The organism is Endozoicomonas atrinae, from assembly GCF_001647025.1.
Classification (GTDB): domain Bacteria; phylum Pseudomonadota; class Gammaproteobacteria; order Pseudomonadales; family Endozoicomonadaceae; genus Endozoicomonas; species Endozoicomonas atrinae.
This window is the reverse complement of the sequence record NZ_LUKQ02000020.1, coordinates 12125-35390: the sequence shown is the minus strand read 5'-3', so window position 1 is coordinate 35390 and position 23266 is coordinate 12125. Positions and strand designations below refer to the sequence as shown.

At 47.5% G+C, this 23266-nt stretch carries 20 protein-coding genes and 4 tRNA genes; 7 read left to right on the top strand and 17 right to left on the bottom strand.

Annotated features, from left to right (window positions below; translation table 11 throughout):
* Nucleotides 1–136: 136 nt before the first annotated feature.
* The 6 genes from AK963_RS04705 to AK963_RS04680 all read right to left on the bottom strand — a co-directional run bounded on the left by AK963_RS04705 (nucleotide 137) and on the right by AK963_RS04680 (nucleotide 7756).
* Nucleotides 137–1261: a WD40/YVTN/BNR-like repeat-containing protein gene (locus AK963_RS04705; RefSeq protein ID WP_083232465.1), complete on the bottom strand. Its 1125-nt coding sequence runs from the start codon at nucleotides 1259–1261 to the stop codon at nucleotides 137–139.
* 368 nt (nucleotides 1262–1629) lie between these two features.
* Nucleotides 1630–4284 carry an aminopeptidase N gene (pepN, locus tag AK963_RS04700; protein ID WP_139117246.1) on the bottom strand — a complete coding sequence of 885 codons (2655 nt, stop codon included), beginning with the start codon at nucleotides 4282–4284 and terminating at the stop codon, nucleotides 1630–1632.
* A 56-nt stretch (nucleotides 4285–4340) separates the two neighbouring features.
* Nucleotides 4341–5186, bottom strand: a complete 846-nt coding sequence (locus AK963_RS04695; protein ID WP_083232464.1) for a DUF2797 domain-containing protein — start codon at nucleotides 5184–5186, stop codon at nucleotides 4341–4343.
* A gap of 294 nt (nucleotides 5187–5480) precedes the next feature.
* On the bottom strand, nucleotides 5481–5750 hold the full coding sequence (locus tag AK963_RS04690) for a YeaC family protein (RefSeq protein WP_066014313.1): 270 nt from the start codon (nucleotides 5748–5750) through the stop codon (nucleotides 5481–5483).
* A gap of 15 nt (nucleotides 5751–5765) precedes the next feature.
* Nucleotides 5766–6632, bottom strand: coding sequence for a rhomboid family intramembrane serine protease (locus AK963_RS04685; protein WP_066014312.1), 867 nt, complete (start codon nucleotides 6630–6632; stop codon nucleotides 5766–5768).
* 239 nt (nucleotides 6633–6871) lie between these two features.
* A complete protein-coding gene (locus AK963_RS04680) occupies nucleotides 6872–7756 on the bottom strand; it encodes an NAD(+) kinase (RefSeq protein WP_066014311.1) in 885 nt (294 codons plus the stop codon).
* 187 nt (nucleotides 7757–7943) lie between these two features.
* Here AK963_RS04680 and AK963_RS04675 point away from each other — a divergent pair, with 187 nt between their 5' ends.
* The 4 genes from AK963_RS04675 (at nucleotide 7944) to AK963_RS04660 (ending at nucleotide 10397) form a co-directional block, all read left to right on the top strand.
* Complete coding sequence (locus AK963_RS04675; RefSeq protein WP_066014310.1) at nucleotides 7944–8819, top strand: DUF1853 family protein; 876 nt, start codon at nucleotides 7944–7946, stop codon at nucleotides 8817–8819.
* Nucleotides 8820–9001: 182 nt separating this feature from the next.
* Nucleotides 9002–9400, top strand: a complete 399-nt coding sequence (locus AK963_RS04670) for a hypothetical protein (RefSeq protein ID WP_066014309.1) — start codon at nucleotides 9002–9004, stop codon at nucleotides 9398–9400.
* A gap of 32 nt (nucleotides 9401–9432) precedes the next feature.
* Nucleotides 9433–9723, top strand: coding sequence for a hypothetical protein (locus tag AK963_RS04665; protein WP_066014308.1), 291 nt, complete (start codon nucleotides 9433–9435; stop codon nucleotides 9721–9723).
* 101 nt (nucleotides 9724–9824) lie between these two features.
* Nucleotides 9825–10397: a PhnA domain-containing protein gene (locus AK963_RS04660; RefSeq protein WP_066014307.1), complete on the top strand. Its 573-nt coding sequence runs from the start codon at nucleotides 9825–9827 to the stop codon at nucleotides 10395–10397.
* 19 nt (nucleotides 10398–10416) lie between these two features.
* Here AK963_RS04660 and aceK read toward each other — a convergent pair whose 3' ends face one another.
* The 4 genes from aceK to AK963_RS04640 all read right to left on the bottom strand — a co-directional run bounded on the left by aceK (nucleotide 10417) and on the right by AK963_RS04640 (nucleotide 15398).
* Nucleotides 10417–12195 (bottom strand): bifunctional isocitrate dehydrogenase kinase/phosphatase, encoded by a 1779-nt coding sequence (gene aceK, locus AK963_RS04655; RefSeq protein ID WP_066014306.1) that lies wholly within the window; start codon nucleotides 12193–12195, stop codon nucleotides 10417–10419.
* 171 nt (nucleotides 12196–12366) lie between these two features.
* Nucleotides 12367–13308, bottom strand: a complete 942-nt coding sequence (locus AK963_RS04650) for a 1-aminocyclopropane-1-carboxylate deaminase/D-cysteine desulfhydrase (protein ID WP_083232461.1) — start codon at nucleotides 13306–13308, stop codon at nucleotides 12367–12369.
* Nucleotides 13289–14194 carry a hypothetical protein gene (locus tag AK963_RS04645; RefSeq protein WP_083232460.1) on the bottom strand — a complete coding sequence of 302 codons (906 nt, stop codon included), beginning with the start codon at nucleotides 14192–14194 and terminating at the stop codon, nucleotides 13289–13291. Before AK963_RS04645 ends, AK963_RS04650 begins: the two co-directional genes overlap by 20 nt.
* Before the next feature lie 349 nt (nucleotides 14195–14543).
* A complete protein-coding gene (locus AK963_RS04640; RefSeq protein WP_083232459.1) occupies nucleotides 14544–15398 on the bottom strand; it encodes a redoxin domain-containing protein in 855 nt (284 codons plus the stop codon).
* A 411-nt stretch (nucleotides 15399–15809) separates the two neighbouring features.
* Here AK963_RS04640 and AK963_RS04635 point away from each other — a divergent pair, with 411 nt between their 5' ends.
* Nucleotides 15810–16532 (top strand): epoxyqueuosine reductase QueH, encoded by a 723-nt coding sequence (locus AK963_RS04635; RefSeq protein WP_066014304.1) that lies wholly within the window; start codon nucleotides 15810–15812, stop codon nucleotides 16530–16532.
* 305 nt (nucleotides 16533–16837) lie between these two features.
* Nucleotides 16838–18292 carry a sodium:solute symporter family protein gene (locus AK963_RS04630; RefSeq protein WP_066014303.1) on the top strand — a complete coding sequence of 485 codons (1455 nt, stop codon included), beginning with the start codon at nucleotides 16838–16840 and terminating at the stop codon, nucleotides 18290–18292.
* A gap of 13 nt (nucleotides 18293–18305) precedes the next feature.
* Here AK963_RS04630 and AK963_RS04625 read toward each other — a convergent pair whose 3' ends face one another.
* Both AK963_RS04625 and AK963_RS04620 read right to left on the bottom strand, forming a co-directional pair.
* The gene (locus tag AK963_RS04625; RefSeq protein WP_066014302.1) at nucleotides 18306–19148 is read right to left on the bottom strand and encodes a sterol desaturase family protein; all 843 of its coding nucleotides are present in this window, start codon (nucleotides 19146–19148) and stop codon (nucleotides 18306–18308) included.
* Between the two features lie 53 nt (nucleotides 19149–19201).
* Entirely contained in the window at nucleotides 19202–19858 is a 657-nt protein-coding gene (locus AK963_RS04620) for a TetR/AcrR family transcriptional regulator (protein ID WP_066014301.1), read from the bottom strand.
* Nucleotides 19859–20251: 393 nt separating this feature from the next.
* On the opposite strand from AK963_RS04620, the gene AK963_RS04615 reads away from it, so the two are divergent.
* Entirely contained in the window at nucleotides 20252–21499 is a 1248-nt protein-coding gene (locus AK963_RS04615; protein ID WP_066014300.1) for an MFS transporter, read from the top strand.
* 62 nt (nucleotides 21500–21561) lie between these two features.
* Here the strand turns inward: AK963_RS04615 and AK963_RS04610 are convergent, their stop codons facing one another.
* From AK963_RS04610 to AK963_RS04590, 5 genes are all read right to left on the bottom strand, one after another.
* Complete coding sequence (locus tag AK963_RS04610; protein ID WP_139117245.1) at nucleotides 21562–22392, bottom strand: hypothetical protein; 831 nt, start codon at nucleotides 22390–22392, stop codon at nucleotides 21562–21564.
* A gap of 383 nt (nucleotides 22393–22775) precedes the next feature.
* Nucleotides 22776–22852: transfer RNA gene (locus AK963_RS04605), tRNA-Asp, on the bottom strand.
* Nucleotides 22853–22922: 70 nt separating this feature from the next.
* A tRNA-Val gene (locus tag AK963_RS04600) sits at nucleotides 22923–22998 on the bottom strand.
* Nucleotides 22999–23039: 41 nt separating this feature from the next.
* Nucleotides 23040–23116, bottom strand: a tRNA-Asp gene (locus AK963_RS04595).
* Nucleotides 23117–23186: 70 nt separating this feature from the next.
* Nucleotides 23187–23262 (bottom strand) — tRNA-Val (locus AK963_RS04590).
* Nucleotides 23263–23266 lie beyond the last annotated feature (4 nt).

Sequence of the window (23266 nt, the reverse complement as noted above, 5' to 3'; positions counted from 1 at the left end):
GGCTCACTGCCTTGATACGATGAATGATTAAAAGACGACATAACTGGCTGCCCCGGATTCTTTTTAATTGTTCTTTTTATGGCTTACATCAAACACGTTCACTGTCATACAAACTCAAACAGCACTGTAACCACTTCTACTCCAACACATTGCCTTCCAGGGTCATCCGGTAGGCGCCACCCTGGCCAACAACGACAATAAACCCATCACTACTGGGTGCCAGAGCGCTCAGCGTCATCCGATCAGGTCTGTGCGAAACCGACAGACCACTTTTAACGCCTGAAGCCATCCCCGCACCATAACCAGACCCTGTCAGCACCGCCCCGGAATTACCAACCAATGCAATACTGCCATCCACCAGCTTTGCTGAACCAAAGAGCGTTTGATCGGTACCAGAGCTAAGCGGTTGCCAGGTCTCCCCCAGGTCAACGCTCTGATAAATATTTCCCCTCAAGCCATGAACCAGAACTCGACCATTATCACCACTCAGGCCAAACCAGGAACCTTCATAAGGGCTGCTCAGGGTTACCCAGGACTGGCCTGCGTCAGTAGAGCGGAAGAGAATACCAGCCTCACCTGCCAGAAAGAGATTACCCTGACCATCGTCGTTAATGGCATTGTAGTGAAACTCATCCTCATTGCCGATGCGATCATCGATAAAGTCCCAGTTCTGACCACCATCGACTGTTTCAATAATGTAACCGTACGCACCCACGGCAAAGCCATGAAGACTGTCCTTAAACCACACATCAAGAAGAGGAACTGTTGCTTCACGATCAACATATACCTGCTGCCAGGTTTCACCACCATCCTCTGTCTTCAGAACAATGGCATCATGCCCGACAGCATACCCAACCATTTCTGAGGGAAAGTGGACCGCCGTCAGCATTTGCATTGTGGGTACACTGGCCTGCTGCCAGCTGACCCCATGATCATCGGAATAGACAATGTGACCGCGCTCACCGACAGAAACCAGCCTGACACCACCGTCGGTTCTTGTAACATCCAACAATAGACTGTTAGCCGCTTTCTGGGATTTAATTGCCGGGCGATCAAGATCCACATCTGGTGACGAAGCGTGTACTTGAGGGGTTGAAAGGATTGCGACAGAGAGTACTGCAACAAGCACAGCATGAAGCGCCGAAGACAGGCGGGAGAACTTTGCAGGCTCAGCCTTTATACCACTTTGTTCAAGAGTGTCCAGACCGACTGAACCACCCCTGCGGTGACTCCCCCTAATGAAACCAGAGGCAACAGGCATACGACTCCCCTTGTCTTAATATTCTTGTTTTTAGTGCGACGATTATAAACAAACATTATTTAACAGCGAAGCACATCCAGCTATGGGTGCGACAAATGAAACGATTGTTTACAAAAAAGATCTCCTGCCCACTTTGTTATTTTGTGTTCAGTGCATGGCAGAGCATCAATATAGCGACCAACTTTACCGAATAGAGCAAATAAAATTCTCATCCAAAGAGACTATTGCGAAAATATTTTCACTCGTTAGTTCAAGCTCCAATATTTACAGGACAGGTTAGCCTGTTCAAGTGATGCAATGAATAATGAGTGCTGACCAGGAACCAGCCGGCTCCTTATATTCAAGAAGCCGGCTTACAAAGAGAAGAATCAGAGGCTTTTGGTGACCACTTCATAAACATCAGATGAAAGACCTGGGGTTGCTTTAATTCTCTCCAGTGCCTTGCGCATGCGTTCACGGCAACCAGGCTCAAATTTACGCCAGCGGGTTAACGGAGTCATCAACCGTGAAGCTATCTGCGGGTTCTTCTTATCAAGATCCAGCAACTGGTCAGTCAGGAACTCATACCCCAGACCATCCACACGGTGAAACTGCTTCATATTTCCGGCAAAACCGCCCAGGACCGAACGCAGCTTATTAGGGCTGGTTGCATCAAAGATTTCATGCTGCATCAGCGTCAGAATATGCTCCAGAGTTCCCAGTGATGGACTGGAGGCCTGTACCGACAGCCATTGGTCCATAACATTGGTATCATCCTGGTAACGTTCAAAGAAATCAGTCAGCACTTCCTCAATCAGTTCTTTGTCCTGGCAGCCTGCATTGACAATACTGGCAAGGGCAGCAAAGCGATCCGTCATATTGGATGCGCCATGATACTGCTGCTCCGCCAGCGCCAGCATACCTTTATCATCAAGACTGGTCAGATAGGAAAGACTGATATTTTTCAGCGTGCGCTCAGCAATATCTTCAGCCTCAGGACGATAGGGTTTATCGACACTCAGTGACCGCCACAAAGTCTCCAGGGCCGTCTTATTAGCCTCTGAAATAGCACGTTTAACCCGGAGCCTTGCCTGATGAATATATTGCGGGTAGACCTCTACAGCCTGTTCCGCAAGAGAAGCTTCTGATGGCAATGAAAGCATTTCAGCTTTCACAGCCAGATCCAGAGAGTCATCACAGATAATCGTGCCAAACGCCTTGATCAGGCTTTCATCTGGACCACATTCCTTACCCTGTTCCATGGCAGCGACCATTTCATCAATAACGCCACTGGCCAGGCGCTGACTGGCATCCCAACGGTTGAAATGATCGCTGTCATTTTCCATCAGGAACAGCAGGTCATCACGGGAGTAGTCATACTTCACCCGTACCGGTGCAGAAAACCCTCTCAATATCGAAGGCAGTGGACGCTCTTCTATATTTTCAAAAGTGACTACCTCTTTTTCCTGTTTTACATCCAGTACCAGTTCGGTATCTCCGGCTTTATTGAGAGATAAGTCATCCCCCTCACCATCCAGAAGCCCGATACGAACTGGAATATGGAACGGAAGTTTTTCCTTCTGTCCCGGTGTCGAAGGACAGGATTGCTCGATAATCAGCTGGTACTGCTTTTTCTCTTCATCGTATTCATCGCTGACCGTCAACACCGGTGTCCCTGCCTGGCTGTACCAACGGCGGAACTGGCCAAGATCTCGACCAGAGGCATCTTCCATGGCTTTGACAAAATCTTCACAGGTCACGGCCTGACCATCATGGCGCTCAAAGTAAAGGTCAGATCCCTTACGAAAATCATCTGGGCCAAGAATTCCATGGATCATCCGTACTACTTCAGCCCCTTTTTCATAAACGGTGACAGTGTAGAAGTTGGAAATCTCAATGAACGACTCAGGTCTTACCGGGTGAGCCATTGGCCCAGCATCTTCGGCAAACTGCGCGGTACGGAGAACATTAACATCCTCAATCCGTTTCACACCCCGGGAGTTCATATCTGCTGAAAATTCAGAATCCCGGAAAACGGTAAAACCTTCCTTAAGACTGAGCTGAAACCAATCGCGACAGGTCACACGATTACCGGACCAGTTGTGGAAGTACTCGTGGGCAACAATCGCTTCAACCCGCTGGAATCGTGCATCAGTTGCGGTGTCCGGGCTAGCCAGAACACAGGCTGAATTGAAGATATTCAGCCCCTTGTTTTCCATGGCCCCCATATTGAAGTGATCAACGGCCACGATCATGAAAATATCCAGATCGTATTCCCGACCATAGACCTCTTCATCCCACTTCATGGATTTCTTCAGAGAGATCATTGCATGATCACACTGGTCAATATTATGCGCTTCTGTAAAGAGTCTCAGCGTCACCTCACGACCACTCATGGTCGTAAAGTGATCTTCTACATACTGCAAGTCACCAGCGACCAGGGCAAAGAGATAGCTTGGCTTTTTGAACGGGTCTTCCCAGGTAACGTAGTGTCTGCCGTCGTCCAGTTCTCCGCGTTCAATGTCATTACCATTCGAAAGGAGCACCGGATATGCGGTTTTGTCTGCCGTAATTCGGGTGGTGAACCGGGACATCACATCCGGACGATCCAGGTAGTAGGTAATTTTACGGAAACCTTCTGCCTCGCACTGGGTACAGAACATGCCATTGGATTTATAAAGCCCTTCCAGGGATGTATTTTCCTGTGGTTTGATACGACAAACGGTCTTGAGAGTGAAACTCTCGTTGGGTGACACAATCTTGAGAAGGCCACCCTCTACCTTGAAGTCTGAAAATGGCTTGTCATCGATCTCAACAGCAACCAGTTCAAGGTCATCCCCCACCAACACCAGCTCAGGAAGGTTATCTTCACTCTGTTTGCCTGGATTGTTATCAAGGTTACGACAAATACTCAGAACCGAAGTTACCATCGTATGATCTTCATAAAGATCGAAAGTCAGGTTCGTTTGATCAATCCAGTAGTCAGGTGCCTGATAATCTTTCAGGTAAATCGCTTTTGGTTGCGAGTCTTTCATCTTGTTCATCCCACTATTTATTTCACAAGCGAACAGCTTCGGTTCTGTGATTCATCGACAGTTGGTTAATTAACAGCCACGCTCACCTGATAGGCGGTATGTTTGCGGATATTGACCACACCATTATCCAAAATCAGATATTGTCCCTTAATCCCCAGCAACATACCTTCAATCAATGGTTCCTTGTCAAAGGATCGGGATGTCACTTTGACAGGGTATTCAATCACGGGGTAATCAATATTAAGTACGGCAGACTTGTCTGTCTCTTCAGACTTTACACCTGCCAATGGCTGTATCGCCTGAATTCCAAACTGCTCCTGCAGTGCTGAAACCCGACTACCGTTCATTTCCAGTAGCTCTTGAGCCGTAGCCTGAAGATCCAGAGGATCAGCCGGTCCCTTCAGCATAGCCCGCCAGTTGGTCCGGTCATTAATAAATTCCTTGAAAATGGTTTCCAGCAGCCCAGATTGCTGACGGGTAGCCACACGAATAAACGGCATGGCTTGAGTGGCACCCTGGTCGATCCAGCGGGTTGGGATCTGGGTTGCCCGGGTAATACCCACTTTCAGGCCAGAGGAGTTAGCCAGATAGACGACATGATCTGTCATACAGAACTTTTCTCCCCAGGCTGCATCACGACAGGTGCCCTGATCATAATGGCATTTTTCCGGGCTCATGATGCAGCTGTCGCACTGGGGTAGCTTTTTAAAACAGGGGTAGCAGAATCCCTGATTAAAACTCTTCTTGGTTTTTCGGCCACAGTGGCAGCAATGAATTTCACCGTGGTACTGCATGGACAGCTTGCGCCCAAGCAGGTCATTCAATGGCAGCAATTGATCGCCAATGGGCAGCTGGTAGGTAACCTGGCTCTTGCCGCTCTCTTCAGCCCCTGTCAGAAGGTCTGAATGCATTTTACTGAGCGATCCGGTGATTGTACTTTCGGACACAGTTATACTCTTAAATAAAGTAAAAACCGCCCTGTCATTGGCTGACAAAGCGACCCAGGAGGCTGACCGAGAATAGCGCCCGTAGCGAGGAAGTCAGAAAATTGAGGATGAAAATTTGGTTTTGTGAGGCGAATAGCGAGCTATTTAACGAACAAAAGCGAACTTTCAGACCAATTTTCTGGCTCCGCACGACTGCATGGACGCAGGAGCAGTTGCCGTGCAGGGCAGTCTATTCTCGGCCAGCCTCCTAGTAAATCTTCAGTTTTTGAAACGAAGGATGGTTGCTTCTTCAGCAGGCACATTGCCGATGGAAGCCTTGCTGTCTGATTTGCATTTAGCTGGCATATAACCCACTCGTTCTGATTCCGGCAGGTTTTCATACTCATAAGCAATGACTGCCTGCAGGCTGGCATCCCGTTCATCCTGAGTCATCACACGACCATCAGGCCACCTACCCAGTTCAAGAGCCAGCTTTAGGGACTGATGAATGGCGGGTGTCATCTTTTTCAGAAAAGCATCTAACTGCATTGTATTGAATCCTTTTCAATCTTTTTCTTTAAACAGCAAACCAGCAATGGCACCCAGCACACACCCTGCAACAAGGCCTCCTGTATGCGCCGCATTGGCCATATTACCAAAGCCAATACTGCCCAGAACCCCGGTATAGCCAACAACCAGCCAGACCAGCATAAAGCCGTAGTAAATAGGCGGTAGCCCAAACTGCCAGTTTCGGTCAACCTTTTCCCGCGTCATGCAATACCCCATCAGGCCATACACAACACCGGAAAAGCCACCAAAAATAGTGTCATCCCCACCCCAGAAATATTGGGCAAAATTGGAAATCACAGCAGTAAACACAATGATGGCCAGTAAATGAACACCACCCTGACGAACCTCCAGTCGACTGCCAAAAATATAAAGTGCCAGCATATTGAACGCCAGATGCGTCAGGCCAAAGTGAAGAAAGATCGGACTGATCAAGCGCCAGTATTGTCCCTGATCAAGCCCCATACTCAAACTGCCAAAGTAAAGATATCCATTGGCTACCTCGAAAGGAATGAATGAGAACCAGGCCGTTGCATGCCAGTTGGCACCAGCACGGGTGATCAACGCTACAACAATACAGGCCACCATAAACAGAAAGGTGACTGGCATTCTCTGCCAGGGAATACTTTTTAGAAAACCACCCGCGTTCACCCCCCTTCTGGGAGGAGCTGCCTGCAATTTCAAATCACCGGACTGCCATTGCTGGTACAGGCTGATCACAATACGGGACTTTTCCTCATTCTCAGTCCAGACCACCTGTTTTCCTGATTCTTCTGTTACCTTGTGGGGGATACCCTGAGCATACAGAAAGTAGGAAAGGTTGCTCAGGTCGATGTCTCCGGGGAGTTCCAATGCCCTATGCATAACGTGTAATAAAGTCCTTAATAAGGGAAGCCACACGAGAATAGATACCCTGCACGGCAACTGCTCCTGCGTTGCTCTAGCTCCTGCGTCCATACAGTCGTATGGTGTCAGTAAATTGCTCTAAAAGACCCATTTTGTTCAGTAAATAGAACTACTACTCACCTCACAAAACGGAGCTTTTATCCTCAATTTTCTACCATCCTCGATAAGGGAGCTATTCCCGGTTAGCCTTCCTGAAATTAACAGCGCTCTTCCTGATAGTTCCAACGTAACTTGGAACGGCAGGACTCATAAAAGTTATGGTTCAGTGGATGAAGAAGCTTCAGACGCTGGGACTTTTTATGGATAGTAATCTCATCACCGGGTGCAGAGGTGATATGAATCTGCCCATCACAGCTGATCTGCGGATATATGGTGTTTTCATGGCGAATGACCAGTTTCAACTCACTGTCCCCATCCACCACCAGAGGACGGTTAGTTAACATATGGGGGTACATGGGCACCAAAACAATGGCATCCAGTCGGGGATGCATAATCGGACCGCCACCAGAAAGTGCATAGGCTGTTGAACCGGTTGGCGTAGCGATAATCAATCCATCCGCCCGCTGCTTATAGACAAACTGCCCATCGATATAAAGTTCGAACTCAATAATCCGGGTCGATTTACCTGGGTGCAGAACCACATCATTCAATGCATCTCCCTGACCAATAATCTTACCTTTACGGCGGACACGGGCTTCAAGAAGAAACCGGCTCTCGGCCAGGTAACGTCCCTCCAGCACTTCTGCCAGCTGGTCATCCAGCTCATCCGGAGAGATATCGGTCAGAAATCCAAGACGACCGCGATTAATACCGATCACCGGGATATCATAAAGTGCCAGTGTTCGGGCAGCACCCAGCATGCTCCCATCACCGCCCACGACGATCACCAGGTCACACTGCTGACCCATTTGCTCACGACTGATCATGGTAAAGGAGTGACCTGGCAGCAGACTGTCCAGCTGTTCATCCAGAAGTACGGTCACCCCCCGCTTCTGCAGAAAGTCTGCCAGATGCCTTAGAGTATCCTCCACCTGAATACGCCCCTGGCGGCCGGTTACTCCGACAATTTTGAAGTGTTCCATAAACTCAGTGATGTCGCCTTAGAATGTGAGTTAGTATACGTTAGTCATGAACGGATTTTTACACCAAAGCATACATCATACTCTACACCAGGCAGTAGAGTGGGTACAAAACAGCCCTCCATTATTTAATCGGTCGGCCAGCCCTCTTTTTCTGGACTCTCCCCTGCCCACAGGAATACCCCCGGTTATGCCTGAAAGAAAGCAACTGGAGCTTCTGGCCAGCCTGGTTAACAGGAAAGGTAATCCCCTGCTGGGCATTTTCTACGAAACGCTCTGGCAGTTCCTCTTGAGCCAGCTTCCTGGCAGTCAGGTCATAGCCTCTAACCTGCAGGTAAAAGGCGAGAGAAATAGCCAGTCTGCCACACTGGGTGAATATGATCTTATCTACCAGCTGAGAAACCAGTTCATACATCGGGAGCTGGCCGTTAAATTTTATCTGGGCATTCCTGACGAAACTGGCAATGCCAATGGGTCTCCATGGCGAAACTGGGTAGGCCCCGGGCTTAAGGACCGGCTTGACCGAAAAATGGATCGTCTACTCCATCATCAAGCCATATTGAGTGAGACCAATGAAGGACAAGAAACTTTAATAAAACTGGGTATTGAACAGCCTGTGCAGAAAGAGACTCTGATACAGGGTAGGTTTTTCTATCCTCTTTACCCAATGAACACTGAAGAGTCACAAGTAGTTCAACTGACAGAAGTAATCGAATCAGATACAGAGTCAAAAACGCAACACCAAGCTCATCGTTTGTGCCAATCACCTGAACTCTGCAATCCAGAACACTTGAAGGGAAACTGGCTGACACAAAGCCAGTTCCTGTTGAGCACACGATTGACTAATAAGATGAGCTACCAGATTCCTCATAAGATACAGTGGTTGAACAGGGAGCCTTCCGGGAAACGTCTTAATCATGATGAATTGATGCCCCAGCTCACACAACAAAAACGACCTCTCTATATAAGAGCCATTCATAATGAACTGGAAAGAGGTTTGAATGTATTTATTGTACCTGATGACTGGACAGGTCACGCTATAAAAGTGACTCAAGCATTACTGTGAATTGAAAGCATTCTCTTGAGGCTAACTTTGCGAATATAAGTTAAAAAACCAGAGTAATTATTAATAATAATATTACTGCAATATACAACCACGATTGTGAAATAAAAAAGTAAGTGCTACGAAACTTATTCATCAATTAAAAGTCTTACGGGTATAGAAGTAGTAAAACAAGAAGGGCTGTCATGAATCACCTACTTGCGACTTCTCTTTATTGTAGCGGTGGAGGTTATCACTCAGAAGTAACGAATTACAGGCTTACACCAACTACTGCAAAGACAATACAGATATTACAGCCTGTGATAGTTAAACCTCCCAAAACGCCTAAAGAGAACTGTATTAGAAGCACACTCCCCGACTTAAAAACTTTTGAAAATTATCACCTAAAACAAGCTCCGAGCCCAAAGAGCACTCTCCTTCATGAAGAAACTTCCTCAGAAAGGCTACAACCAGATCACTCCGAATGGATCAGTAAGATTAGAGATCATTGCGCGAAAAAAGTATTCGATGATGAAGAAGAGCAGTTAATCACCCTGGATTTAAGCAGTCACTTACATAAGGCTGAACAGCTGGCTGATGGCTGATGGCTACTCATTAAATAATAACAGAGCCAGAAATGGAAAGCTGCTTACTAGAAACTTTAACCACGCAGATAAGCTCTCCAGGTCGATACCTGATCGCGTATTATTTTACCGAAGGTATCGACACTAAAGAAGAGAAAGATTATACGCAGACATTTATCCTTCAGACTGAGCAAGCCGGACACTGCTTTGCATTATCAGATGTTCCAGGCCTAATTGACGAATTGGAAGAATTCGATAGCTGTCAATCATTTATTCTCAGGATTCTCAGTGAAGACTTCGACGATGAAATCGAAGCCGTTGACCTGTATCAGAAAAAGGGCTAGAGCTGTTTAACTCATTTGCACTGCGTAGAATATCCAATTGGAGGTTACAGAAATTACAGGCATACTACGCTTCCTTTCTATTTAGTCAGAAGCTCCCTCCTATGACTACCGAACATACATTAATGGAGCGCAGTGGCGCTCAATGTGAACTCTGCAGCTCAAAAGATGACCTGAATGTTTACCCTGTTCCTCCTGAGAGCAACACTTCCAAGCCGGATCAATGCATTCTCGTTTGTGACAACTGCCTTGGACAGATCAACCAGTCCAACACAATGGACACCAATCACTGGCGTTGCCTGAATGACAGCATATGGAGTCAGGTTCCCGCAGTTCAGGTCATGGCATTTCGCCTGCTAAGCCACTTGTCATCCGAAGGTTGGGCCCAGGACCTGCTGGATATGATGTACCTGGATGATGAAACCCGTCAGTGGGCTGAGTCCGGGTTAAGCAGTGAGGAGTCAGAGGTGCCAACACTGGATAGCAATGGCAGCGTATTGAGTGCTGGCGATACGGTCACCCTGATCAAGGATCTTCCCGTCAAAGGTGCCGGCTTTACCGCCAAGCGCGGCACCGCTGTCAGGAACATCTCGTTAACAGGCAACCCTGAACAGATTGAAGGTCGCGTCAATGGCGTCCGAATAGTTCTATTGACCAAATATCTGAAAAAAGCCTGAATAACATAAGCAGAGTCTGTTATACAACAGGCTCTGCTTCCTGACGGGATACAGGCTTGTCGACATGCTGCTTTTTCAGTTGCAGCGATGGAGTGTATGGCAATACATCCATAACCTGCCCCTGGGTAATCTGCTGCTGAATACTCCGCCAGTAACTGGCCGTAAAAAGATCCCCGTGCAGACGGGTAAAGCGTTTGCGGATCGCCAGATCAGGGAACAGAAAAACCGGAAACTCTTCTGGAAAAATATCACCCGGTGAGACGGAATACCAAGGCTCAGCTGACATCTCCTGCTCTGGGTAGAGCGCCTCAGGTATGTCACGAAAATTACACTCGGTTAGATAAATAATCTCATCATAATCATAAAAGACCACACGACCGTGGCGAGTCACCCCAAAGTTCTTCAACAGCATATCGCCCGGGAAGATATTGGCAGCGGCCAGCTGTTTGATCGCCCGGCCATATTCATCAAGAACCGCTTCCAATGCCAGGTCATTGCCATCCTCAACCAGCTGTTCAACATAGATATTCATGGGCATCATTCGTCGCTCGGTATATAAGTGGCGAATCAAAACCTTATCGTCATAGATAATGACGGTAGAGGGGGCTACCTGCTGTAACTCATCCAATAACTCCTCACTGAACCGAAAACGTGGCAGTATCAGGTTAGAGTACTCTTGGGTATCTGCCATCCGTCCCACCCTGTCGTGGGTTTTAACCAGATAGTATCGGTCTTTAACCATTGCCTTACTGATATCTTTAGGGGGGGCAAAACGATCTTTGATGACCTTAAACACCATATCCAGAGAAGGCAGCGTGAATACAGACATCACCATACCCTTTACCCCCGGCGCTATGACAAACTGATCAGAAGAGTGTTGCAGGTGCTTAAGAAAATCCCGATAGAAGACACTTTTACCATGCTTAAAGAAACCAATGGAGTTATAAAGCTCGGCACGATTTTTCTCAGGGATAAGAGTGTGCAGAAACTCAATACACTCAGAGGGAATTCGAGCATCAACCAGAAAATAAGAACGGGTAAAGCTGAACAGCACACTGACACAGTCATTCTCACAGAGCAGTGCATCGACGTAGAGTTCCCCCTGTTCATTATTCAGAACTGCCAGAACAAAGGGCTGCAGGTCGTCACCTGCCACCAGCCTTCCCACCAAGTAAGCAGCCTTATTCCGGTAAAAGACCCACTTCAGAACATCCACCCGAACGTTACTGCGCCTTACCCATGACGGTTGAGTCTTTTGCAGCGCATGGATAATATTGCGAATATCTCTGCGACGATACTCCCAGGGCAGTTCAAACTGGAAATCATCCAGTATCCGTCCAACCAGGCTGACCAGACCCTGCTCCTGATAATAGGACCGGTATATGCCCCTGGCACTCTGAACTTTAAAGCCATCAAATTCAGATTGAATAAAGCAGTGACGAGGGTTCACCGCTTCTCCCTTGAACACCTTCCGGTAGATTGAATTATAAAACGTTTCCGCCAGTTCAGGATCAGTCCGGTAAGAGACCAAATCCAGGTAGGCATCATGAACATCCTGCCAGCAGATACTATTCCGGAGATATGACGCTTCAATCTGAGATGCCAGTGTTGTCATCACGTCGGTGACAGCAACATGGTAAAGGTTAATTCGGTCAGAAGCGGCATTTTGCGCAGCGCTCCAGTCCGCTTTCAAAAAACGGTCCCGAGCACCCAGAGTGATGTCAGTAAAGCGCGTTCGATAGTCACTAAACCCTTCAAGAATAATTCTGGCAATCTGTCGGGCTATTGAAGTATTCATTACTGCACCATTGTTGTTTTACTGTAAGAAGTGCAGGCAACCCTCGGTTCAGGTCAACCGGCTTTGAGGCTTGAGCGACAAGCGTTAACCATGCAGCACTTCTTTAATCACAGGGGCTCTGAAATATCATATGTGTGAAGACCATTATCCTCAACAGAACCTGACTCATTGTTATATTTTTATACCTCGCCGTCCCTGAAGCCCACCGGTATGAATCATTAACAGGCGTTTGCCCCTGCAGGGAAGACCTTGCTTCAGGTTTTCAGTCAGTGAATACCATATGGCAAACATGACTTTCCCGGTGTATACCGGGTCCAAAGGGATTGCCGTCTCACTCTCAAACGATTTTATAAATGCAAGCAATTCTTTTGTAATACGAGCGTACCCGCCATGATGATAGTCCGTCAACAGTCTCCAGTTATCCAATGATTGAATCGTATGTTTATCGATATCATTGCGTAGAAAATCGCCTCCTTTTAGGACAGCAACACCGGTTACCCTCGTCTCCGGCATGTCTTTTGAAGCGGCCAGCGCCACCCCTGACAGAGTGGCTCCCGTTCCACAGGCCAGCCAGATCTCATCATAGCTTCCCAGAGAGGCCCCTCCTGCTGCAAGAATTTCGCAGCAGCCCTGAACACCAAGAGAATTACTCCCGCCTTCAGGTACAACATGTACCTCCTGCGCCGGCAAGCCTAATTGATGTAAAAGATGATGGAGAAAGACGACCTCATTTTTTCGACGATAATCACTTCTGGACAGGTAATGTAACTGCATTCCCCAGTTAACGGCATCGGTCAGCGTTGCTGAAAGTGATTCGCCCGGCTCTCCCCTGATAATGCCAATAGTTGGCATACCAAACCGTTGACCAGTCGCAGCCAGTGCATGAATATGGTTGGACCAGGCTCCACCAAAGCTGAGAATGGTAGATCTGCCTCCCCGCTGAGCCTCAATAAAATTGTGCTTCAGTTTGAACCACTTATTACCACTGATCTCGGGGTCAAGCTCATCCAGGCGCAAAATATCGAGGGAGACACCCGTTTCATATAGCCACTGCGTATTCACTGACTGAACGGGAACCGGCTTATCCAATACATCAATAGATTCGAATACCATATTTCAACAACTGCTTCGGCAGGTAGACATCCAACTGCCTGACCTGATCATCGTCCAGGGTAATAACGTCCAGTTCATATTTCCGATAGACATCCAGCTTTTCCAACTTCGACTGATGGTAGCGGTTATCACCGGAGTGCCCAAGGTACTCAAGATAAACATTGCCAGCAGGCAGATAGAACTCACCATAGATATTCTCGTCAATAGGCAGGCGCCGCTCATATGCATGGTTCACTCCGGCAAGATAGAGCCAGTTATCGACCAAAAGCTCGGTTTTAGACCGAACCAGATGACTGTCAGCACAGCGAAGCTTGGCAGGGAATTCTGCCCGATAATGATTTATAGGGTCATCAGCCTCTAAATCCAGGCCGATAGCATGGGTCAAATCAGCCTTTATCTCTTTCAGCGAAAAACGCACCACAGGCTGGTCAAGTACAGAAGCTGGCCAGCAAACCCAGCTACGCCCATTCACCGAGCTACACCGCTGCTCACCACCAGAGCGAATTCCCGCTGAAGTCACTTTCCATCCAGACTCATCGTGTTTAATCCAGCCCAACTCAGCAAGCATTAAATTAATCTGTCTGGCAGAAACACCTGAATGTTGAGCAAGTCCAGTAGCTGTCAGGTTCCCTTCTGTATTGACACTTATAGAAGCCGTTTCTTTGCCAATCGTGACAACCTCTGGCCAGACAATGTATGTGCCATATTTGACGTGTGTTGTATACTCGCCACCCTCTTCAAGGCCTTTACTGGTTAATACCCAACCATCATTAATACGCTCAATCCAACCTGCCTGCTCCATTTTTCGGAATAAATCACCAACCGGCAATTCCAGAGAGCGAGCCAGAGCGCTGGTGGATATCTTGTTTTTTATGGGGTCAGACATAAGAGAACGCCTTCAGCAGTGGTTCTGAAAATTTACTGAAGGCAACAAAAGAAAAAAAGGAAAATTAACCGGAATTTATAATATTCATGCTCTACGAACGCAAACCCAGCTTTTTCCTGCCCTAAGTACCTGATCATATGAAATCGAATATTTCTGGCTTAGTGGTTAGTTACTATGCAAGGCTCAGCTGAGTGAGCATAGCCGTAGCTATGTGATCGTAGCTGTAACGCGCAGCACGCCTGCATGGATGCAGTTGGTAGGGCAACGCAGGACCAGATTGCCGAGAGCGACTGACCACTGGATCAGAAAATATGATTTCATATGGTTGGGTACTTATCACTTCCTGCGCTTACTCTTCGACCTGCATCACCTCCGGCTCTTCCTGCATCACTACTGCCTGCTCTTCTGCCTTAATCTCACTCTGAATTTGCGCTGAAACATATCTCATATATGGCTTTCCGGAAGGAAGGTCTTTCTGATCAATGAGCTCTCTTTCAATACCTGGAGCCAGTATAACGTTATCCCCTTTGTGCCAGTTTGCAGGTGTCGCCACCTCACCATTCTGTATTGCTATTTCATCAAGTGCGTCCAGAACCCGGGACAGCTCATCGAAACTTCGCCCAATCTGCATGGGGTAGGTCCAGGTAACTTCAATCTCTTTGGTTTTATTATTAATAATAAAAACTGAGCGGACCGTTTTATTGTCCTTCGCTGTACGGGGTGATCCGCCTTTGACTTTGGATGGTAACATGCCATAAAGCTTGGCTACCTTAAGCTGGATATCAGCAATCAGAGGAAACTCAATCTCAGCAACGTCAGCGACGGCTGCAACATCTTTCAGCCACTCCTGATGCGTTTCAACCGTGTTAAGGCTCAGACCAATCACATTCACTCCTCTGCTTTTAAAAGAGGGCACCAGTTTCTGAACTTCTGCCAGTTCTGTCGTACAAACGGGTGTAAAGTCCTGGGGGTGAGAAAAAAGTACGGTATACCGTCCCCCTTCACGCTGTATCCAGTCATAGAACCATACCGGTTTGTCCGCAGTTGAAAGATGTGCCTTAAAATCAGGAGCTATATCTCCAAGCACAAGCCCCCAGGACAAAGAACATTGAAGGCTGCCAACAAGAAGAGTACAGAGCAGTAACAAAAGTGAATGTTTGCTACCACGCCTTCTCTCTTGGGTCGCTCTATAAATACATTTCATTATTAATCACCATCAAAAAGTCCAGATCTACGTGAACTCAGCAGGCCTGCTTACTGCGAACCTGAAAGTCAGTGAAATGAGGTTAGTAGTAGACTTCAATAACGGTTAGATACTTTCGTATCCCAATATAACGGTAGAAATTTCAGAAAATAATAAACATGGATTTCCGTTGGATGTTCTCAATGAGCACCATGACCAGCCAACCAATGTTTCTCGAGGCACATAAAGATGCAAACGACGAAGTCTAACTGCGCCAGATAAGCAGTACGCTTTGCCTGAACGTCTGACTGTCAAATGGTCTTATGAGTTATAGAGAACACCCCTGATATGAAATACCCACGCCAAACCTGCCACATCTTCTAAACTCATTGGTTGTGTATACACTCTACCTATCAGACCGGAAGGGCTGCCATGAAGAATAACCCTCTCTCTCTTGATACTTATCAACGTCCTTTTCTAAATACTCCTGACAGTGCTGAGAAAGTCCTGCTGCATTCATGTTGCGCCCCCTGTGCAGGAGAAGTTATGGAAGCGATTAAAGCATCAGGTATTGAGCAGACCGTGTTCTTTTACAACCCGAACATCCACCCGGCTGAGGAGTACCAGCTCCGTAAGGATGAAAACAAGAGATTCTGTGACAAGATCAACATTCCGTTTATTGATGCTGATTATGATACGGACAACTGGTTTGAACGAACCCGGGGCATGGAGAATGAACCAGAACGGGGTAAACGCTGCACAGCCTGTTTTGATATGCGATTCGAACGGACAGCGCTCTACGCTTATGAACACAACTTTACGGTGATCTCCAGCACACTGGGGATTTCACGCTGGAAGAACATGGAACAGATCAATGACTGCGGCACCCGGTCTGCAAGGCATTATCCTGGCATTTCCTACTGGACTTACAACTGGCGTAAACAAGGAGGCAGCCAGAGAATGATTGAGCTCTCCAAACGGGAAGCCTTCTATCAACAGGAATACTGCGGTTGCGTATACAGCTTGAGAGACACAAATCGGTACCGGATGTCCCAAGGGCGCCCTCGAATAAAAAGGCTGGTGAATTTTTATGGGCAGAGCAAGGATGGACATGACAATAAAGAGGGCTGTGCAATTATTGCTACTTCTTCCTGAAGCCTCCTCAAAAAAAAAAAATTTCGTCTATATTCATTAATACTGATGGTCTGTCCATCCAATTCCAGCTGAAATCAATAAGAATGAAGAAAATATTCCGGGCAACTCTAATCTGCCTTTTGCCGCTTACTCTGATTATCTCAGTACCTTGGTACAATAATAATACAGACATAATGCAGCACAGTTCTTTTACAGGCTTACCGGACTGGGTAGCTGTTGCGCTACTCTGCTACACCTTGGTCCCACTGATCAATATCCTCATCTGGGCAACCTGTTACCCCCAAAATGATAACGATAACTAGTCCATGCCTCCTATTATCTTCAGTCTGATCAATATCATCATCTATCTGCTTATTCTGATCCCCATATGCATTAAAGCCAAAAGGTGCAGCCTTCGACACAATGCCACTGATCACTACCTGGCGAACCGTTCCCTCGGGTTTATGGTTCTCTTCCTGACCATCTATGCCACAACATTCAGCGGTAACATTCTGGGCGTCAGCGGCCAGGCTTATCGATCCGGATTCACCTGGGTCATGTTTGCCGGCCTGGTAGCTGCCATCACATCCTCATTTCATCTGGTGATCCCCAAACTCCGGCCACTGAGTGTTAAACACCATTTTGTGACACCCGGAGACTGGATTCGCTTCCGCTTTGGCAGCCATACCCATAGCCTGAGAATCCTGGTCTCCATTGTACTGATACTCTCTCTGGGCAACTTCCTTTATGCCCAGCTAAAGGCGGCCGGTGAGATCATTGTTGTCATGACTCAGGAAGCCATCCCCTATGAAGCAGGGGTCATTGCCTTTGCCCTGATCATCCTGACTTACGATATTTTAGGTGGTCTCAGGGCTGTCGCCTGGACAGACATGATCCAGGGACTGATTATGCTGGCAGGCTTCGCCTGCCTGGGGCTGTGGATTATTGATACCTCACAAGGAATCGACAGACTTTCCATGGCCATCGCGGAGCATAGACCTGAGAGTGTAAAAGTACCCGGCTTCACCACCCAGGTTCAGTGGTTCAGCCTGATGGTTCTCGGGGGCTTATCGGTCACCATCTACCCACAGACTCTGCAGCGCATTTTTGCCGCCTCTTCAGATAAAGCGCTCCACCAGTCAATGGCTGCCATGGGCATTGTCGCTCTGTTTACCAGCACCGTATTTCTTTTCACAGGATGGGTGGCTATTCCCCTGTTCAGCCTTGACTCAGGATTTCAAGCAGACCAGGTACTTCCCAGACTGCTGGAGCAGTGGGCAGCCAGTAATATCTGGAACCGGGTCAGTGCCATGATGGTACTGCTGGCCATTCTTGCCGCCATCATGTCTACTGCTGACTCTGTTCTTCTTTCCGTAGTCTCCATGATCCGGCATGACCTGTTGAAAACCACTCAACGGGAAGGGCTCAAGTATGATACCACAATCACCATTACCTTGATGGCCCTGGTATCCATTCTGGCACTACATCGTGATATCACGCTGTGGCGCCTTATGGAGCTCAAACTCGAACTGCTGATTCAGTGCTTTCCCGCTTTTATCATTGCATTGCACTGGCGCAAACTTCCCGCTGCTTCAGTTCTGGCAGGCCTGGCTTTTGGACTGACTATCCTCGGAACCTTGCTGGCCCTGGGAATCAAACAGATAGCCGGCGTCAATGCCGGCCTTATTGCGCTGGGAGGTAATGTACTGCTGACGGGCTTCACTTATTTCATTCAAACGATACTGCTACAATCTGACAACAATCAACTCATGCCAAAATAGAAGCTTTTTATTCTTAACCAGCATTCTTTTTGGTAAGAGGCATCAGAGGCTTTTTAATCACTGGCCAAAATAACTCTTCCGCCCAGTGCAAACGTTTTCCAATGGGTAAGCCAAAACGCTTTTGCCGCGTATTTGGAATTTTGGCCGTGCCAAACAGCGTATCAAAAATAAATAAAGTAATGGCGTAATTCCCATTGGGGTGAGCCCCCTTGCCAAATGCATGATGAGCATGATGAGTATCCGGCAGAGTAATTACATGTTCAATTACACGCCAGAATGGCTCAGACCAGGGCATTTTCTCCCGCAGCCATAAGTCCCATCGAAAGGTAGTATGCGTCAGAGTATTCACTATGTAGGTCACCAGAACCGCAGCCACATAAGGCTCTCCCAGACCAAGATAGATGGCCAGTGGTCCGAACCAGCTCTGTGGCAGCAGCAATACCCAGAATACGTTATAGCGATATAAAACACCGACATTCAGGGTCTCCGCCGTATGATGAGTACGATGAAGCTTCCAGAACCAGCGCCACTCATGGGCAAAACGGTGCATCCAGTAGTGCAGAAACTCCTGTACGACAAAAATTACCGCAAACGCCAGCCAGAAGTTTGTTCCAGCCATGACTCCTGCACTGTCCTGAAAAAACATCAACACTATAATACCCGACAATGTTCCAACCACCGGTGAAGAGAACACGGCATGAGCTGCAATACCGGCCAGCGTTAATCCAGCATCCCTCAGTGGCCGCTCGCCGCGGTGAATTCGACCGGACAACAACTCAAGCAGAAAAGCAGGAATAAAAACAGCAAGAACAACAATACCCAGCAATTGCTGTTCCGGCGCAGGGATTGGGAACATAACGTTTTCCTTTTTTTATTATTTTTGGTTGTGCTTAGATTAGTGAGTTCAACTCATCGCTGTATCAAACCACCAACAATAAAGGCAATTAATTGCTGCGACTGCTCCAGCAAATATTCATTGGTCCATAATTTAGATTGCTGTCGTCTGAGCAAATCCCATAACGCCACGGTATGTATCAGCTGTGTACCGGTAAAATTCATACGGGAGTGGAATTCGGTCTGTTCCAGTTCAGGCAGACAATCACGCATCATTCGAGTCATTAACTGCAGAGAGCTGGAGCGGGGTCCATCAAACAGCAGTTGTTGATGTTGGCCACTCAGGGCTAACTGCGTAATCAAACTGACGTAATAATTTTCACCTGGGTGCTCGATCAGATGGTGAATATAGGGCATCACCAACGCCCCCACCAACGCTTCTAAAGAGCCTGCCTGACCTGGCTGAATGGTCATCAGCATGTCATGTCGCCGGGCATTGAGAGGAATCATGCGCAGATCGAGAATGGCGGAAATCAACTCTTCCCTATTCCCAAAATGATACTGCACCGCCGAATTATTTTTCTGGCCAGCTTCCCGGGCAATTTCTCTTTCAGAAATAGCATTCAACCCTTTTTCAGCAATCATCTTTTCAGCCACCAGCATGAGGCTCAATTTGGCTTTACTGAATTTTGGCTCATTGACGACAGGTGTTTCTGACTTTTCTGTATTCATAGCTGCATTAAGTCACAGCAAAAAAATTAAGTCAATTGACTTAATTAAAAAAATTATGCGCTCTCCATCTGCCACCTATGGATACCGAAAGGCATTGGTATTACTATCCACCCGAGAAATCGGGCTCAACTGAAAAAGCTGAAATGTGCAACCCGTGACCTGGAATACTTAAGAATTTTTCCTGCAAATAATGGGGTTACATTCCTCTGCCCTGCAGTTAAGAGTTCATCAAAATACTGGATTCTGGGCCATAATTATCGAAACCAGAGCGTTTCTGAGAGCATCTACAGCCCCTGTCGGGATTTTCTATTCCGTTTTCCTGTCAGGCCGATAAAACCTGAAATAAATCGCTCACCCCCTCTAATTGTTAACACCGTTATCGGGCTACAAACTATGATACGTTTTGTTGCGCCACTGTCAGGCATGTTTATTTTCGCTCTGGCCAGCGGATACCTGACGACCCTGATTCCTCTGAGAATCAATGCGACAGATGGCAATGACTTTATGGCCGGTCTGATGGGTACCGCCTACTACCTGGGATTACTGGCAGGGTCATTTCGCTCAGAAAGTATCGTTTGCCGGGTAGGCCATATTCGCTCTTTTGCCTGCTTCATGGCGTTACTCTGTGCCACCGTACTAAGCCTTGCCCTGTCTGAAAATACCACCAGCTGGCTGGTACTCCGCTTCCTGAATGGCATGGCGGTTGCTGGTATATTTGTGGTGGTTGAGTCTTGGCTTCTCTGTGAAAGTGACAGCTCTAACCGTGGCCGGGTACTGTCCTTCTATATGGTATCACTCTATGGAGCGAACGCTATCGGGCAGCTTTTTGTCGGCTTCTTTGATAGCAGCAGTCTGACCCCTTTTATCCTGATTGGTATTCTTCTGTCATTGTCAATCTTCCCACCGGCAATGACCCGAATCCCAACGCCAGAGATAGAAGAGGCATCTACACTGGGGTTCAGAAAGCTTTTCGAACTGACACCGTCTGGGGTACTCGGCTGTTTTGCCGGAGGCTTGGTATTGGGCGGTTTGTACTCAATGCTTCCCATTTATCTGGCCGACCTGAGCGGCAGCGATGATCACACCGTAGCGATCTTTCTGGCCATCACCATGCTTGGCGGAATGGCACTGCAGTTTCCCGTGGGCTACCTCTCCGATATTATCGATCGGCGTAAAATGTTGATTCTGGTTGCCCTGGCGGGTTGTGCCGTTTGCTTTGCACTCATCCTCAGCTCCCACGAGAGCTGGCTGTATTATCCCCTGTTATTTCTGTTTGGTGGTGCAACCTTCACGCTCTACCCACTTGCCATCAGCCATGGCTGTGACCATATGCACCCGGACGATATTGTTGCAGGAACCCAGGGGCTTCTTCTCGCCTACAGTTTTGGGGCGTGTATTGGCCCGATCTTCGCCTCACTGTTTATGGGCCATATTCCAGAAGGTCTGATGCTGTATTTCATCACGATAATGGGCGCCACTGGTATCTTCTTCCTGATTCGGATGGCTTACCGTCCTGCGATCTACACCAGCGAAGAGCAGCACTTTATCCCCGTACCGCGCACTACCCCTATTGTCGCGCAGATTGACCCCCGTTCTGATGCCGAGGAGTTACTGGATACTGAAGAGCCAGCCAAGCCCTAACATTAGCCTTAGTGTTTCGGGCAGCATTGCTGCCCAAACCTCTGTTAGAAAACTGAACACCTTTATTCTGGCCGAACCGTGAGCGTAATAACATCCTGGTAGATGCCCGCAGGCAAGGCCGTAACTGCAGAGTCTAGTAACGATACCCTGAGTGTGGACCTGATATTTGGACAACCCTGGGCGTTATCAGGTTTCAATCCTCTTAACGCCACACCTCCGGTAACAAGTACATTGGATAAAGAATTCTCCGGCCCTGCCCCCACTTTCCAATAGGCAGAATAGGACGCACCAACACTCTGAAAATTCCTTACCTGTCCATTATTACGAGACTGAATTTCAAGACTGTAACCTGGAGCCGTGCTGTAAACACAAATGTTCGAATTGCTTGCTTCCCAGACGGAGCCACTCTTTTCAAAGGTCAGATCCTTAAGGTCTGAAATCTGGATTACTTCTCCACCCATAATCTTAACTGGAAGATATATGGCATCTGTTTGCCCTTCGGCCTTAACCTGTAATCGACTCTCATAGCGCCCCCCCGGAAGACTGCCAAGGTTTAGAAATGTCAAACTAAGCCTGGCATTGTGTTGAGCTGAGCGGCAGCCTGAACGAAATGAGACCGGGTATAACTGACCTTTAACCACCTCATCTTCCGCTTCACTAGTGTTCTTTGGCCACACCCCCACTGTATAGTGCTGAACAGCCGCTCCACCTCCAACGGGCAAAACCGAAAATAATCTACCCATCGTATAAGGCTCGTCTGATAACTCAATTTTCTCAGTAACACTCCCCTTAGCATCACTGCACAGAGCCAACTGACCCACACCACTGGGGAAGACGTAGATTTTTTTCTGGCTATCACTCAAAGACGAGATATCAATAACAACCTCTTTCAATGAAGCATCAGTTAATCTTACTTGTGCAGAGGCCTGAGATATCAGCAGCACCATGAATACTGAAAGAAAGAAAAATCGATATATCACGTTACCCTGACTCTAAACACAGAAAACGTCTTATAAATATAGGATCAAAATGGATAGCCATGAAGAAAGCATCAAAGGAGGTTACTAAGCCACGCTGTTTTCTCAAGTGGGTTTTACGAATGCTTCAAAGGTGAAGAAATACTGAAGGGCAAGAAGCTTTCCCACATCACGGAGAAAAAGCAAAAAGAAATCTTTAAGAAAAATGGGATAAGAAATGAGCTCATTAGATATAGAACCCATAAACAAAAACCCTTACGACAACTATCGTAAGGGTTTCAGTACTATCTCAATAATAATGGCGGACCGGACGGGACTCGAACCCGCGACCTCCGGCGTGACAGGCCGGCATTCTAACCAACTGAACTACCGGTCCGCTGCTGTCATAAATCAAACATTTAAGTTCAATTTATGGTCACTCTGTTAACAACTGACGTTGTTGAATGTGGTGGGTGATGACGGGATCGAACCGCCGACCCTCTGCTTGTAAGGCAGATGCTCTCCCAGCTGAGCTAATCACCCAAATTTTTCTTTATTCACACGCTTTGAACGCAGGAATAAAGTGGCGGACCGGACGGGACTCGAACCCGCGACCTCCGGCGTGACAGGCCGGCATTCTAACCAACTGAACTACCGGTCCGCTGCTGTCATAAATCAAACATTAAAGCTCAATTTATGGTCACTCTGTTAACAACTGATGTTGTTGAATATGGTGGGTGATGACGGGATCGAACCGCCGACCCTCTGCTTGTAAGGCAGATGCTCTCCCAGCTGAGCTAATCACCCAATT

What these genes read in the sequence shown, in the direction of transcription:
- AK963_RS04705 (WP_083232465.1), bottom strand. Translation starts at nt 1,261, where the DNA reads ATGCCTGTTGCCTCTGGTTTCATTAGGGGGAGTCACCGCAGGGGTGGT.
- pepN (WP_139117246.1), bottom strand. Translation starts at nt 4,284, where the DNA reads ATGAACAAGATGAAAGACTCGCAACCAAAAGCGATTTACCTGAAAGAT.
- AK963_RS04695 (WP_083232464.1), bottom strand. Translation starts at nt 5,186, where the DNA reads ATGCATTCAGACCTTCTGACAGGGGCTGAAGAGAGCGGCAAGAGCCAG.
- AK963_RS04690 (WP_066014313.1), bottom strand. Translation starts at nt 5,750, where the DNA reads ATGCAGTTAGATGCTTTTCTGAAAAAGATGACACCCGCCATTCATCAG.
- AK963_RS04685 (WP_066014312.1), bottom strand. Translation starts at nt 6,632, where the DNA reads ATGCATAGGGCATTGGAACTCCCCGGAGACATCGACCTGAGCAACCTT.
- AK963_RS04680 (WP_066014311.1), bottom strand. Translation starts at nt 7,756, where the DNA reads ATGGAACACTTCAAAATTGTCGGAGTAACCGGCCGCCAGGGGCGTATT.
- AK963_RS04675 (WP_066014310.1), top strand. Translation starts at nt 7,944, where the DNA reads ATGCCTGAAAGAAAGCAACTGGAGCTTCTGGCCAGCCTGGTTAACAGG.
- AK963_RS04670 (WP_066014309.1), top strand. Translation starts at nt 9,002, where the DNA reads ATGAATCACCTACTTGCGACTTCTCTTTATTGTAGCGGTGGAGGTTAT.
- AK963_RS04665 (WP_066014308.1), top strand. Translation starts at nt 9,433, where the DNA reads ATGGAAAGCTGCTTACTAGAAACTTTAACCACGCAGATAAGCTCTCCA.
- AK963_RS04660 (WP_066014307.1), top strand. Translation starts at nt 9,825, where the DNA reads ATGACTACCGAACATACATTAATGGAGCGCAGTGGCGCTCAATGTGAA.
- aceK (WP_066014306.1), bottom strand. Translation starts at nt 12,195, where the DNA reads ATGAATACTTCAATAGCCCGACAGATTGCCAGAATTATTCTTGAAGGG.
- AK963_RS04650 (WP_083232461.1), bottom strand. Translation starts at nt 13,308, where the DNA reads ATGGTATTCGAATCTATTGATGTATTGGATAAGCCGGTTCCCGTTCAG.
- AK963_RS04645 (WP_083232460.1), bottom strand. Translation starts at nt 14,194, where the DNA reads ATGTCTGACCCCATAAAAAACAAGATATCCACCAGCGCTCTGGCTCGC.
- AK963_RS04640 (WP_083232459.1), bottom strand. Translation starts at nt 15,398, where the DNA reads ATGAAATGTATTTATAGAGCGACCCAAGAGAGAAGGCGTGGTAGCAAA.
- AK963_RS04635 (WP_066014304.1), top strand. Translation starts at nt 15,810, where the DNA reads ATGAAGAATAACCCTCTCTCTCTTGATACTTATCAACGTCCTTTTCTA.
- AK963_RS04630 (WP_066014303.1), top strand. Translation starts at nt 16,838, where the DNA reads ATGCCTCCTATTATCTTCAGTCTGATCAATATCATCATCTATCTGCTT.
- AK963_RS04625 (WP_066014302.1), bottom strand. Translation starts at nt 19,148, where the DNA reads ATGTTCCCAATCCCTGCGCCGGAACAGCAATTGCTGGGTATTGTTGTT.
- AK963_RS04620 (WP_066014301.1), bottom strand. Translation starts at nt 19,858, where the DNA reads ATGAATACAGAAAAGTCAGAAACACCTGTCGTCAATGAGCCAAAATTC.
- AK963_RS04615 (WP_066014300.1), top strand. Translation starts at nt 20,252, where the DNA reads ATGATACGTTTTGTTGCGCCACTGTCAGGCATGTTTATTTTCGCTCTG.